This is a genomic window from Paenibacillus pinisoli (assembly GCF_003605435.1).
In the GTDB taxonomy this organism is placed as follows: domain Bacteria; phylum Bacillota; class Bacilli; order Paenibacillales; family Paenibacillaceae; genus Pristimantibacillus; species Pristimantibacillus pinisoli.
Genome location: NZ_QXQB01000001.1, coordinates 753,461 through 767,340 on the forward strand (window position 1 = coordinate 753,461; position 13,880 = coordinate 767,340).

The 13,880-nt window shown below is 52.5% G+C and carries 14 protein-coding genes; all 14 read right to left on the minus strand.

Going from position 1 to position 13,880, the window contains the following annotated elements; all coding sequences use genetic code 11:
- Positions 1–3: 3 nt before the first annotated feature.
- Complete coding sequence (locus tag D3P09_RS03740) at positions 4–717, minus strand: YggS family pyridoxal phosphate-dependent enzyme (RefSeq protein WP_120107315.1); 714 nt, start codon at positions 715–717, stop codon at positions 4–6.
- An 8-nt stretch (positions 718–725) separates the two neighbouring features.
- On the minus strand, positions 726–1,610 hold the full coding sequence (pgeF, locus tag D3P09_RS03745) for a peptidoglycan editing factor PgeF (protein ID WP_341538276.1): 885 nt from the start codon (positions 1,608–1,610) through the stop codon (positions 726–728).
- A gap of 47 nt (positions 1,611–1,657) precedes the next feature.
- Entirely contained in the window at positions 1,658–1,939 is a 282-nt protein-coding gene (locus D3P09_RS03750) for a YlmC/YmxH family sporulation protein (RefSeq protein ID WP_116043074.1), read from the minus strand.
- A 244-nt stretch (positions 1,940–2,183) separates the two neighbouring features.
- The gene (gene sigG, locus D3P09_RS03755; protein WP_116045726.1) at positions 2,184–2,966 is read right to left on the minus strand and encodes an RNA polymerase sporulation sigma factor SigG; all 783 of its coding nucleotides are present in this window, start codon (positions 2,964–2,966) and stop codon (positions 2,184–2,186) included.
- A 115-nt stretch (positions 2,967–3,081) separates the two neighbouring features.
- Complete coding sequence (gene sigE / locus D3P09_RS03760) at positions 3,082–3,804, minus strand: RNA polymerase sporulation sigma factor SigE (RefSeq protein ID WP_120107319.1); 723 nt, start codon at positions 3,802–3,804, stop codon at positions 3,082–3,084.
- 38 nt (positions 3,805–3,842) lie between these two features.
- Positions 3,843–4,763 (minus strand): sigma-E processing peptidase SpoIIGA, encoded by a 921-nt coding sequence (gene spoIIGA / locus D3P09_RS03765; RefSeq protein WP_120107321.1) that lies wholly within the window; start codon positions 4,761–4,763, stop codon positions 3,843–3,845.
- Positions 4,764–5,628: 865 nt separating this feature from the next.
- Positions 5,629–6,741 (minus strand): cell division protein FtsZ, encoded by a 1,113-nt coding sequence (gene ftsZ / locus D3P09_RS03770; RefSeq protein WP_120107323.1) that lies wholly within the window; start codon positions 6,739–6,741, stop codon positions 5,629–5,631.
- 18 nt (positions 6,742–6,759) lie between these two features.
- Positions 6,760–8,019, minus strand: a complete 1,260-nt coding sequence (gene ftsA, locus D3P09_RS03775; RefSeq protein ID WP_120107325.1) for a cell division protein FtsA — start codon at positions 8,017–8,019, stop codon at positions 6,760–6,762.
- A 299-nt stretch (positions 8,020–8,318) separates the two neighbouring features.
- Complete coding sequence (locus tag D3P09_RS03780) at positions 8,319–9,089, minus strand: cell division protein FtsQ/DivIB (protein ID WP_120107327.1); 771 nt, start codon at positions 9,087–9,089, stop codon at positions 8,319–8,321.
- 57 nt (positions 9,090–9,146) lie between these two features.
- Positions 9,147–9,233: an LIM domain-containing protein gene (locus D3P09_RS28460; protein WP_120108491.1), complete on the minus strand. Its 87-nt coding sequence runs from the start codon at positions 9,231–9,233 to the stop codon at positions 9,147–9,149.
- A gap of 39 nt (positions 9,234–9,272) precedes the next feature.
- Positions 9,273–10,550, minus strand: coding sequence for a UDP-N-acetylglucosamine 1-carboxyvinyltransferase (gene murA / locus D3P09_RS03790; protein ID WP_120107329.1), 1,278 nt, complete (start codon positions 10,548–10,550; stop codon positions 9,273–9,275).
- A 15-nt stretch (positions 10,551–10,565) separates the two neighbouring features.
- The gene (gene murB, locus D3P09_RS03795; RefSeq protein ID WP_120107331.1) at positions 10,566–11,471 is read right to left on the minus strand and encodes a UDP-N-acetylmuramate dehydrogenase; all 906 of its coding nucleotides are present in this window, start codon (positions 11,469–11,471) and stop codon (positions 10,566–10,568) included.
- 158 nt (positions 11,472–11,629) lie between these two features.
- Positions 11,630–12,742, minus strand: a complete 1,113-nt coding sequence (gene murG, locus D3P09_RS03800; protein WP_120107332.1) for an undecaprenyldiphospho-muramoylpentapeptide beta-N-acetylglucosaminyltransferase — start codon at positions 12,740–12,742, stop codon at positions 11,630–11,632.
- Positions 12,743–12,747: 5 nt separating this feature from the next.
- Entirely contained in the window at positions 12,748–13,845 is a 1,098-nt protein-coding gene (gene spoVE / locus D3P09_RS03805; protein WP_120107334.1) for a stage V sporulation protein E, read from the minus strand.
- Positions 13,846–13,880 lie beyond the last annotated feature (35 nt).

Here is a 13,880-nt window from a genome sequence, read left to right on the forward strand (position 1 = left end):
TCCTCATTCCTCCTCTTTCCCGACTAATGTTGTGCCAAGCCGAATCCATGTTGCGCCTTCTTCTATGGCGACCTCAAAATCATTAGACATGCCCATCGACAGATGAATCAAATGCTCCGCATGGGGAGATGAGGCTTTGACCTCATCACGCAGCTGGCGAAGCGCCCGGAACACCGGTCTCGTCTCCTCCGGCTCCGCTTCATACGGCGCCATCGTCATGAGGCCGATTGGCTTCACGCCCGGATAATCCGCAAGCTTGTCCAGAAATGCGGGCAATTCCTCCGGTTGAAGCCCATGCTTGGACTCCTCGCCGGACACATTGACTTGAATAAAGCAAGGGACGATTAGGCCGAGCTGCGCAGCGCGCTTATGGATCGCTTCCGCTAGCGACAGCCTGTCCAGCGAGTGTATGTATGTGAATTTTCCGATGACGTCCTTGACTTTATTCGTCTGCAGGGAACCAATAAAATGCCACACCGGCTTCTCTTCATCCGGCGCCTGCTCTCCGCCGCTAAGCGCATGCCACTTCTCCTGCGCATCCTGCCAGCGGTTCTCGCCTAGATTCGACAGGCCGCTATTATAAGCTTCCCTGGCCGTATCCAGCGACACATATTTGGTTACCGCAATAATATGAACATCTTCCCTCTGCCGGCCCGAGCGCTCGCAAGCTGCGGCGATTCTCTCTTCTACCGACCGGATTCTCTCTTGCATAGACATCTTTGCTTTCACCTTTCCTGAAGGCCAATCCAGCTGGCCATTCGTCCCGTTTTGCCGCCTTCTACCCGATAGGAGTAGAATAAATCCGTGCGGCATCCGGTGCACCAAGTAGTTAATTCGATACGACTCGGCAAAATTCCTGCTTTTATCATAATCTGTCGGTTTAATTCTTTCAAGTTTAGAGAAGCTTTTCCATTTTTCTTCCTTTGCATGCAGCTCTCCCGTTCGCCCTCAGGGAGCTTCAGTTCATCCATTACCCGGTCAACCTCAGTGACCACGAGTCCGTCAACCTCATAGCAGCAATCCCCGATGGAAGGTCCGATAGCGGCCAAAATTTGATCCGGGCGAACGCCGTACGCGCTCGCCATAGCCTCTGCGGTACGCGCCGCAATCCCTCCTACCGTACCCCTCCAGCCGGCATGTGCCAGCGCTACCGCGCCAGCCTCAGGCGCGTAGAAATAAAGCGGCACGCAATCCGCATAAAAGGAAGTCAGCAGCACGCCAGGCACATCCGTCATCAGCGCATCGCATCCTGCGATCGTATCGTCCATGCGTTCTCTGCCTTTGCCCCGCTCCGCCAGCGTCACTTGCGCGACTCGGCTGCCATGAACCTGCTCGGTGCAGGTCCATGCCTCGAACGGCCATCCCAGCGCTTCCGTCACGCGCTTCCGATTCAAGATAACAGCCTCCTCGTCGTCTCCGACATGAAGGCCTATATTCAGTCCCGTCCATGGCTCTGCGCTGACGCCGCCGCCCCTGCCCGTAAAGCCCGCAGTCAGCCTTTTGTCAGCTTCCATCCATTCCGGCAACAAAAAAAGCGAAGGCTCCTTCGCTGTATCTTCTCTCTTGCTTTGTACAAAAGCTTCCATTCTCTCACCCCATGAGTTGGACATAAACAGCTCCCCAGACCGGGCAAGCCGCCTATGTCCAGTGTACCCCCTCACGCGCGGACGTGCAAATCATCCTCGTCAGACCGCAGCGCCTTCGCCTCATCCATCCGGACCAGAACGACATCCGCTCCGATCTTGACGATATTCCGCCATGGGATGACCATTTCCGTTCCATTGCTTCCGAACAGGCCGAATACTTTCGTATACTGCGGCACGACAATGGAATCAATGCGCCCTTGGCGAAGGTCAAGCTCCAGGTCGCTGATGTGTCCCAGTTTTTTTCCGTCCACAATGTTGATTACGTCTTTGGACTGAAAATCGGAAATTTTCATTTTGGATCACCACATTTCCTGCGAATTGTTCAAACGCAGCCTCTAGTATTCAGTATATGATCCATTCGCCCAATATGTCCCCTTCACATGAACAAGAAGACATGATACTTTTATTGGACGGATTACTCACACTTAGAAAAAATGGTACATGGCTTGTTATTGTAGGCGACCATGACCCTACTGCTATTGAGCTAACGCAAAGACGGCAGCGCCATATTGGCGATGCCGTCTTTGCTGCTGCACGTTAAGTTTTCACATGCTTTTGCATCTGCTGGATCGCCGACTTTTCCAGCCGGGATACCTGCGCTTGCGAGATGCCGATTTCGTCGGCTACCTCCATCTGGGTCTTGCCTTCGAAGAACCGCATCGACAGAATCATCTTCTCCCGGTCGTTCAGCTTGTGCATCGCCTCGCGCAGCGCGATCTCCTCAATCCACGATACATCCTTGTTGCGGTCGTCGCTAATTTGATCCATCACATAGATGGGATCTCCCCCGTCATGATAGATCGGCTCGAACAATGACACCGGGTCCTGAATCGCATCAAGCGCGAACACGACATCTTCCTTCGGCACGTTCAGCGCCTCCGAGATCTCAAAGATCGTCGGCTCCCTGGAATTTTTGTTCGTCAGGCTGTCGCGTACTTGCAACGCCTTGTAGGCAATATCTCTGAGGCTCCGGGACACCCTGATCGGGTTGTTGTCGCGCAGATAGCGCCGAATTTCCCCGATAATCATAGGCACGGCATAGGTGGAAAATTTAACGTTTTGACTAAGGTCGAAATTATCGATCGCCTTCATAAGTCCGATGCAGCCCACCTGGAACAGGTCGTCTACAAACTCTCCCCTATTGTTGAACCGCTGGATGACGCTCAGAACGAGCCGCAAATTGCCGTTCACCAATTTCTCTCTTGCTGCCCATTCACCCCGGGCTTGCAACGCCGTAAACAGCTCCCTCATTTCGACGTTGGTCAATACAGGCAGTTTCGCGGTATCCACACCACAGATCTCGACTTTATTTCGGGTCAACGTGATTACCTCCCAAGGAGAAACATTAATGTTCATTATCTCCCCGGACCCTCTTTTTATTCCTATTCTGACATCCTTCGACAAATGCAAAAGGGGCGCGTATGCGCCCCGTCCTTTATACCATCTTATTAAATTCCTTGCGCAGCCGTTTAATAATCCGCTTCTCAAGCCTTGAAATATAAGATTGCGAAATGCCCAGCATATCGGCGACATCCTTCTGCGTCTTCTCTTCCCCGTCCGCCAGACCGAAGCGAAGCTCCATAATGATGCGCTCCCGCTCCGACAGCTTGTCGAGCGCCTTGTGCAGCAGCTTGCGGTCCACCTGCTCCTCAATATTCCGGTAGATCGTATCGTTCTCCGTGCCAAGCACATCCGAGAGAAGCAGCTCATTGCCATCCCAATCGATATTCAGCGGTTCATCGAACGACACTTCGGTTCTTGTCTTGCTGTTGCGGCGCAGGTACATCAAGATTTCATTTTCGATACAGCGCGAAGCGTAAGTAGCGAGCTTGATTTTTTTCTCCGGGTCAAATGTATTAACCGCCTTGATCAGTCCAATTGCCCCAATGGAAACCAGGTCCTCAATGTGAATCCCCGTATTCTCAAATTTTCTGGCTATATAGACCACGAGCCGCAGATTGCGCTCGATGAGCATCGCCCGTATCGCCGAGTCGCCTGAAGGCAGCTTCTCCAGCAAATATTCCTCTTCCTCTCGCGTCAAGGGAGGAGGCAACGCCTCGCTGCCGCCGATATAATAAAGTTCTTCGCTCTTTAGTCCGAATAAAAATAAAATCCGATAATAATATAATTGCAGTATCAGTTTATACTTGACGAGCATGTGGCCCATCCCTCCCCGATGAAGTGTGCGTATAAAACTTACGTTTGTACCATAGCTGGATGGATAATCGCTTGATAAGCCCCATCTGCCGCAAGCTTGCCGCCATCGAATCCAATCAACACCCTGTTTGTTTCAAATACTTGTCCTTCGCGTTCTACTTCAACCGAATCGGGCTTAAGTGCAAGCATAAATTGCGAGCCTCTATTCACGCCCCGATAAGGCACCAGCCGCAGCCTGTCTTGCCACTCGAACGATGAATCTGCATCCATTCCCGCAATTAAACGGTCGACTCCGCCTTCCTTTACACTCTTGATCCATGAAGCCGGCAGGGCTCCTTCCCAGCGGGAAACTTCCATAACCATAACCGGTGTTCGCGTGAGCGGATCATACAGCTGATTGCCTGTATCAATCAAACCTGTGCACGCATACGTCTTGTCCCCTATCGTCACTTTGACTTCTGCCATATGACTCTGAACAAGCTCGCGTTCCCGCCGTCCGGTCATAACAGCCCGGTATACATACAGCCCAATCGCCAATGCAGCAGCCAAATAAAAGATCGACAGCTTGATTTCGGCCTGTATGCTGCCTCCGGCAATAGTCAGCGTCTTCCACATCGCTCCTGACCCTTGCATGAACAAATAATACAATCCGAGCACCGCGCCCGCAGCGACGAAGTTGACAGAGTAGAAGGCGGCCATGTTCCGTATATAATGCTGAAGCGACGAAAATCCGAACGCAATCCACACCATTACGAAGGAAAATAGGACCTTAACAGCGAGTGTAAACAGGAATGATAGCTGCGGATACAGCATAAGTACAACATAACAGGCTCCAAAAGCCGATGCAGCCAATATGCGCCACGGCCTTGGCTTCGTATGGCGCACCCAGGCTGTTGTCAGCAATACAGCGCCGTCTACCAGCAGCTCGCGCAAAAACAAAATATCCACATATACTGTCATGCAAGTCCTCCTCCTCCCTTTCTGCCGAAGCGAGGCATAGATTCGGTCTTGGGAGAACGATTGAGACTAGTATATGTTAATCGTATTTCAAAGTCTGTCTATTCATGACGGGTCCGCCCATCTTTTTTTGTCGACTTCGCAAATAAAAAACGAGGTCCTGCCAATCCGCACTGAATTTAGAAAACGATTACAGCTTGCGTTGCGGCAGAACGTTGCTGCCATTCAACCGCCTCAATCTTTTCTGCAATCGAGAGAATCTATACTTCCCAAAAGTTGAGTTTTTCTGCAACAAGGCTTTTCTGCCTCAAAGATGCCTGCGCAGTGATATCATACACCGGCAACAGGGCTCACTCTCCCTTCTGCTCAGGAAACATGGCATTTAGCAGATGGTGATTCGGTGATTCGGTGATTCGGTGATTGGCATTGGGCCCTAAATTCCTCTCAACAAAAATATATCCGCTTATCTAAAGCGAACTGCGCTTTGCTAATCCCAGTACAGCTCTTTATCTCGAAAATAGCCCATTCCTACTGATTCGTGTTGTCATCCTGGTCTATTGCGTGTTCATTTAAAATACCCTGTCCGCAATTTATTAATCTGCATATCCATCGTATAGTGCATTCTCACCGTATAAAACAAATCCAGCACAAAAATAATGTCGCTCACCAAATTAATGTCATTCCCCTGAGCTGAAGGGAGAGTATGCCCTCTTTCAAATGCAGACTTACCTCTCAGGGAGCACAATCACATATCACTGCGTATCTCGCCAAATAAAAAAAATGACGGTACAGGAGAAAATCCTGACCGTCATTTTCGTATTTATGGGCCATGTCAGCACCGAGATGCTATGTGCAGGCTGATTGGTTCCTATCTGTCCGAGCGTGGCTGCTTGCGCAGGAACGCTGGGATTTCCAGCTGGTCGCTGGAAGTTCCAAGGCCAAAAGGCTTCACGCTGGAAGGATTGCTAGCCGTTTTCGGTTCTTGTTGAACCGATTCCTGCTGTCTGCGCGCTGGTTGAGAGTACGCTTTTGCTTCGAATCCTGTTGCGATTACCGTAACTTTGATCTCGTCCTTCATATCTTCTTCAATGATTGCGCCAAAGATCATGTTCACATCCGGATCGGATGCGGAGATGACGATTTCTGCCGCTTCGTTGACTTCATACAGGGACAGGTTGCTGCCTCCTGTAATGTTCATAATTACGCCTCGCGCTCCATCGATCGACGTCTCCAGAAGCGGGCTCATGATCGCTTTGCGGGCTGCTTCAGCGGCACGGTTCTCGCCAGAAGCGATACCGATGCCCATCAGCGCGGAACCGCGCTCTGTCATGATTGTTTTTACGTCGGCAAAGTCAAGGTTAATCAGACCAGGTACTTGGATCAGGTCGGAGATGCCTTGAACCGCTTGTCTAAGCACATTGTCCGCTTCGCGGAATGCTTCAAGCATCGGCGTCTTCTTGTCGACGATCTCAAGCAATCGGTCATTCGGAATGACGATCAGCGTGTCGACCTTTTCCTTCAGAGCTTCAATGCCTTGCTCCGCTTGTCCGGAGCGCTTGCGTCCCTCGAATGTGAACGGGCGTGTAACCACGCCAACCGTCAACGCCCCGCTTTCGCGGGCAATCTCTGCAATAACAGGAGCGGCGCCAGTACCGGTGCCCCCGCCCATGCCTGCCGTTACAAAGACCATGTCGGAGCCCTTAAGCTGATTCATGATCAGCTCGCGGGATTCCTCTGCTGCTTTACTGCCTACGTCTGGATTGGCGCCCGCACCAAGTCCGCGAGTCAGCTTGTCGCCGATCTGAAGCTTGTGCTCGGATTTCGCCAGATGAAGCGCCTGCGCATCGGTATTCACCGTAATGAATTCAACGCCCTTTACACCGTTCTCGATCATTCGGTTTACAGCATTGCTGCCGCCTCCGCCTACGCCTATTACTTTTATTTGAGCGAGCTGTTCAAGCTCCAAATCGAATTCCAACATCTCTCATTTTCCCCCAGTTCAAATAAATTCATTAAACATGTTTTTAATCCGCTCGAACATACCGGGTTTAGATGAAGGTGCAGGACCCGCTTTACGGCTTGGCGCTGAAGATGATGCCTTACTGTTCTTCACTGCGCCAGCGCCTCGAACGCCCATATACTTCGATACATATTGAATCATGCCCACACCGCTGCTATAGGCAGAATCCTTCACTCCGATATAATCAGGCAATGCTGTACGGACTGAGCTCTCCAGCTCTAACTGGGCTAGAGCGAGCGTGCCTGGAAGAGCGACCGCGCCGCCTGTAAGCACATATCCATTCACTTTATCGCCATAACCTAAACGGCGCACCTCTTGCCGGATCAGCTGGAAAATTTCCTGCATCCGCGGCTCGATGATGCTAGCCAAGTCCCTTTGCGAAAATTCCTTCTCCACGTTGCTTCCCATGCGGGTAACCTTGAATTTCACGTCATCCGCAGCGTCAGCCACATTGGCACAGCCGTACTTCAGCTTGAACTTCTCCGCCTGATCGCTCTGCGTGCGCAAGCCGTATGCAATATCATTGGTCACAAATTCGCCGCCGATCGGCAGCGTCGAGATGGCAGCGAGGCCGCCTTGCTCATACACGGCGATCGTAGTCGAAGCTGCTCCAATATCGGCAAGCACAGTTCCGATCATCTTCTCGTCCTTTGTCAGCGACATTACGCCGGAAGCCAAGGACAGCAGGATGACGCCAGAAATGCGCAGCCCTGCCTTCTCTACACAACGCATTAAGTTATGTATGGCAGTTTTTGTACCCGTTACGATAGTTGCTTCCACTTCAAGCCTGACGCCGATCATGCCCCGAGGGTCGGATATGCCTTCAAGGCCATCCACCAAATACTGCTTCGGCACCAAATTGATAATTTCCCGCTCCGGCGGCAGCGCGACGACTTTCGCGGCTTGCAGCACGCGTTCAATATCTTCTTCTCCGATTTCCCGATCCTCATTGGATACGGCAACAACGCCATGATTGGTCTGCAATCCAATATGATTGCCTTGTATACCGACATAAACATCGGATATCTGAATATCAACCATGCGCTCCGCATGCTCTACCGCGTTGCGGATGGACTGCACAGTCTGATCAATGTCGACGATTGCTCCCTTGCGTATACCCTCTGAGTCGGCAGATCCAACTCCAATAATATTAATGGCTCCATTGTTCATCTCGCCAATAATAGCACGAACCTTGGATGTACCGATGTCCAAACTGACGATGATGTCATTGCTGCTCAACTCGCGGCACCTCCGTTCCCCAAATAATAATGAGTGCGTTTTATGTTGTGATTATGAGTAAGTCTCTCTACTTATTCAACGCTCTTAATATTTTCCCTCTTTTTTCAACAAATTTTTCATAACTTTCATGAAGTGTTGTCGAAGTGTGGCTTCTATGCCGTTTTTTTAATAATTGAACTATGCGAAATTGGAAGCGGAATGGACATTGCGCCGCCTGCCGCAGCGCATGGTTATGCACATTCCTAGAAACATCGTAAATAAAATTCTACCATTCTTTCAAGGAATTTAGTAGTCTCTTTTTACTCACTTTCCACATTTTCTGAATGAGACTCGTCTCCCTCTTCCTCTGTTTCGAAAGGAACGTACGTATCGGCAAGCAGCATGGTAATTTTACCCGGCTCCTGCGTCTCAATAACGGCATTCAAAGCGTCGATTTTCTCCGTTAATACGGATACCGCTGTAATGACCTCGAATTTGGTGCGGGTATACATGCGGATGCGGTCCGGATACGCTTTGGAAGGAATCGGCGAGATCTCCGACAGGTCAGACAGCTGCTTCGCCGGAATAAGGGCTAGCTGCTTGGTCAGCTCCAGCTTCATAGGATCGCTCGGCTCCCAGCCGGATAATACCGGCTTGTCCAGCAGTTGCAGCCCTTCTTGTCCGGCTGCGAGGCTGGTCCCGTTAGATAACAGCGCTGTCAAATCTCCCTGGGCAGACAATTCGAACGCAACTACCGGATATTCCTGAACGGTAATCTTTACAATACCGGGGAATACCTTCATCACCTTCGCATCTTCTACTTGAGGCAGCGTCTTGACGTTAGCGGCAATATCGGATGATGCGATCTGGAAGAAGGCGTCTCCGACTTCGATTCTCGAAGCTCCGGCAACTTCCTCCGTAGAGGTGAAATGCATGCCGGTAATTTGAATTTCGGATATTTTGCTAATGGATGAGTTAAAAAACAGTACCGCTAGCAGCGCAATAAATAATAGAAATAGAACGGCAAGCAGCTTTTTATTGCCTCTGCGTTTGCGCGGTGGTTCCTTCAGCACAGGCATTTGTGTGCTCATAACTTGTCCCTCTTTTCTGCGAAACGAAGGCTTCCTCAGGGTTTGCTTTAGCAAACCCTACATCGGAAGCATTAGCTTGGGATTGCGTGAGCAAACCCCGCATCGGAAGCATCCATTATGCCAGCTATGTCCGATGATCAGGATAGCCGTTCGTTTCTATATGGCCGAAGTCTAGCATATGATTTAAATATTAGGCGCCTGCGGCACAGGCGAAGTCCGGGAGATGCGCGCTCCTAGCCTTGTCAGCATCGTCTCGATCCGGTCGTAGCCGCGATCGATATGGTGGACCTGTTCCACCACGGTCCGCCCCTGTGCGGCAAGGCCTGCGATGACCAGGGCGGCTCCGGCCCTTAAGTCGGTTGCCTCCACTGTTGCCCCGTACAAGCGCGGCACGCCCCTTATGAATGCCGCGTTCATGTCGACGCGTATATCGGCCCCCATGCGCGACAGCTCATCCACGTGCTTAAGTCTGCCTTCGAAAATCGTTTCTTTCAATATGCTGACCCCGTCAGCAAGCGACAGCAAGACCATGATCTGAGATTGCAGATCAGTCGGAAATGCCGGATAAGGCGATGTGACAATCCGCTCTACCGCCTTTGGTCTGGCAGAACTGCCGACCTTTATTATATCACCGTCGACGACAATTTGAACACCTGCGCGGCGCATCACATGGATAAGCGAGGATAAATGGGCGGGCTGTGTATCCTGGAGCGTTACCTGGCCGCGCGTAGCCGCGGCTGCAACCATGATCGTTCCCGTTACTATCCGATCCGGTATAACCTTGTATCGGCAAGGCGCAAGCCGTTCAACGCCATCAATCGTAATGGTGTCGGTACCCGCTCCCATAATCTTGGCGCCCATGGCATTTAAGAAACGCTGCAAATCTTGAATTTCCGGCTCTCTGGCAGCATTGCTGAGCGTAGTGCGCCCTTCTGCAAGAACAGCAGCCATCATAATATTTTCCGTAGCTCCGACACTCGGAAAAGTCAGATGAATGTCGGCGCCTTTTAATTTGCTTGCCCGGCATACAATGCGGTTGCCCACTTCCTCGATCTCCGCGCCAAGCGCTTGCAGCCCTTGCAGATGCAGGTCAATCTTTCTCTCGCCGATTGCGCATCCGCCAGGCTGGTAGACCTGTGCTTCGCCGAAGCGAGACAGCAGCGGCCCCATGAGGAATATGGAGGAGCGCATCTGCTTCATCAAGTTTTCCGGCACATGGGACGTATGGGCGGATGTTGTATCCAGCACCACCGTGTCGTCCGTATGCTCGGCGCGACATCCTAATTCGCGCAAAATGTTCAACATGACGTCGATATCCAGCAAATGCGGCACGGAATCGATCGTCGTCGTGCCTTCTGCCAGCAAGCTGGCAGCCAATATCGGCAAGGCGGCATTTTTCGCTCCTTGGATAACTATGGTTCCTGAGAGTGGTTTCCCGCCTTCAATCACCAATTTGTCCAATGTATCACCTCCGAATTACCGCTCGCCCACCACCAATACCTCCGGCACCAGCTTGACGCCAAAACGCTGCTCTACAGTGCTCTGAATATGGGACATAAGGGCGAGAACATCTCTAGCTGTCGCATGCCCGGTGTTTACAATAAAATTGGCGTGCATTTCGGATACTTGCGCTTCCCCGATGTTGAATCCTTTCAGTCCGGCTTCCTGAATCAACCGCGCCGCATAATCGCCAGGCGGATTGCGGAAGACACTTCCCGCTACGGCAAGCTGCAATGGCTGGGTTCTCAGCCTGCGCTCCTTGTAAGAAGCCATGGCGGATGCAATCTCCATGCGGTCTCCTTCAGCCAGCTCGAATGCCGCTTCCAGCACCAGACCTTTCATTTCGTGAAGAACGGAATGCCGATAATCAAAGCGCATTTCCTCTGCTCCGTAACGAACCAATTCTCCTGTTTCCAGTACAATGTCAGCATATTTGAAAATACGTGACACATCCGATCCGTGCGCTCCAGCGTTCATGTAGACGGCTCCGCCGACCGTTCCCGGAATTCCCCCCGCGAATTCAAGCCCGGTCAAGCCTTGCTTGCCTGCCATAACCGACAGTTTGATGAAAGAATACGACGCGCCCGCAATAGCGGTTGCCCCTTCGAAACGCACGTAATCGAGACCACCTGCAGGTTTGATCACAACGCCGCGAATGCCCTTGTCCGTGACAAGCATGTTGGAGCCGCGACCCAGATTGGTCCAGCTGTGCCCATGCTTGATCAGCAGCTTAACAATGGCGATAAGCTGTTCTTTTCCTGCGGGAAGGATTAATAGATCGGCGGGACCGCCGATTTTCCATGTTGTATGTTTGGTTAGCGGTTCGTCAAATAATAGTTTTCCAAGATTCGCTTGCTCAAGCTCCGCTATAAGTGCTTCCATCTGCGACTGCCTCCTTCGATGCTGCATATCTTGCCGTTCGCTGCGGCTCTCGCCGGCCGCTGTTATGTGATCTAACGCTCCCGATGGTGTCGGTCACGAATATAAGGTATCTTATGCCCTCCTGCCACGTTGTGTGACAATCGCCCAGTCGCCCTGCCCTACCACCGCTTGCCCTTCATCCGCATCAGCTCTTCCATAATGCGGTTCGCAGAATCGGGCACTGCCAGCTTCGCTGTGGCCGCCGACATCGCCTTCATGCGGGCCGGATCGCCAAGCAGCTCTTCCATCTCGCGAAGCAGCGTCTCGCCGGACAAATCTTTCTCAAGCAAAATTTCAGCCGCTCCGGCAGATACCAGGCTGCGCGCATTCGCCTCCTGATGATTGTTCGTCACGTTAGGCGACGGAATCAGAATGGACGGCAGGCCTAGCGCCGTAATCTCCGCCAGGGAAGAAGCTCCGGACCGGCTGACGACAAGTGCCGCGTCCTTCAGAACCTCAGCCATATTGTGCAAATACGGCACCAGCGTAAGCTTCTTATGCGCCTCGGGCGCTGCTTCGGCGATGCGCTCCTTGGTAGATTCATAATAGATCTCGCCTGTGACAAAGACGACATGAGCATCCTTGATCCGATCCAGCGACGGAGCCATCTCAATCATGGCCTCGTTCAACGCGCGTGCCCCGCGGCTGCCCCCTACGACAAGCGCAAGCCGCGAGGACGGAGGCAGGCCCAACGACTGAAGCCCCTTGCCGGGAACGGCTCGGAGCACGTTGGTCGCGCAAGGATTGCCCGTAAAGGACGTTTCCTTCGCCTTGGGGAATTGGGATGCCGATTCCGGGAAGCTGACGCCGACATGATCGGCGTAACGGGACAGGAATTGATTAGTCAAGCCGGGAATCGCATTCTGCTCATGGATGAACGTCGGGATGCCGAGCTTCGCAGCCGCATAGACGACAGGGCCGCATACGTAACCGCCCGTGCCAATGACGACATCCGGCTTGAATTCCCGGAGCAGCGATTTGGAGCGCTGCGCTCCTTTGAGGAATCGCACAATCGTCTTGACGTTCTCGAAGGACAGCTTCCGGCGGAAGCCTGTAATCTCGATCGCCTCGAATGGAATTCCTTGCTCCGGCACGACTCTGCTCTCCATGCCTTTGGCCGTGCCGATATATAATAGCTTCGTGTCCGGATCGTTCTGCAACATATGCTTGCCTACGGCGACCGCGGGATAAATATGGCCGCCGGTTCCTCCACCGGTCAACACGATACGCATAATCTTCACCTCGAATAACGGGATATGTTCAGCAGAATGCCGAGCGCCGTCAGCAGCAGCGTAAGCGAGGAGCCGCCATAGCTGACCAGCGGCAGCGTAATGCCGGTAACGGGCATCATGCCGATGACAACGCCAATATTGATGAGCACCTGTACGCCGATGATGCCGGTAATGCCAACCGCCAGCAGACTGCCGAACGTGTCTGGCGCCGCAATTGCCGCGCGGATGCCGCGCCATACGACGACCAGAAATAATAGGATTAGGGCGACGCCGCCGATAAAGCCAAGCTCCTCCGCCAGAATGCTAAAGATAAAGTCGGTCTGCGGCTCAGGCAGATAGCTGAATTTCTGCCTGCTCATGCCGAGTCCGAGTCCGACCAGGCCGCCAGGGCCGATCGCAAATAAGGACTGAATGATTTGATAGCCGCCGCCAAGCGGATCGGCCCATGGGTCCAGAAAGGACGTAATGCGTTTCAAGCGGTAAGGAGCGGCAAGGATCAAGCCGACAAAGCCGACGACCCCGACCATGGCAAGCCCTCCCAGATGAGATAGCCTGGCTCCTGCCGTAAAGATCAGAATAAGCGAGGCGCCGACCATAACCGCGCCTGTCCCAAGGTCAGGCTGCAGCATGATCATGCCGAACGCAAGTCCGACAAGCCCAAGCGGCGGCATCAGCCCTTTGGTGAAATGCGTGATCGTCTGCTGCTTCTCTGACAACCACTTCGATAGGAACAATATCATAGCCAGCTTCATGAACTCCGACGGCTGAATGCCGAAGGAGCTGATGCCGAGCCAGCTGCGCGCTCCGCCGCGGACGACGCCCACGCCGGGAATGAGGACAATAACCAAAAGCCCGAAGCATACAATAAGAGCCATCGGCGCCCACTTCTTCCAAGCGGAATAATGGACGTTCATAGTAAATAGTAACGCACCTACGCCTAGTACGGCAAACAACAGCTGCCGCTTCACGTAATAAAACCGGTCGCCGAACTCATGAAAAGCGAGCACGGCGCTCGCGCTATACACCATTATAATGCCGATCGCTAGAATAAGCCCTATTGCCGCAAGCAGCCAAATATCCGGGGCAGACCGCGCTTTTGCCATCGCGAACACCTCTTAGCATGGGAAAGTAGGGACAG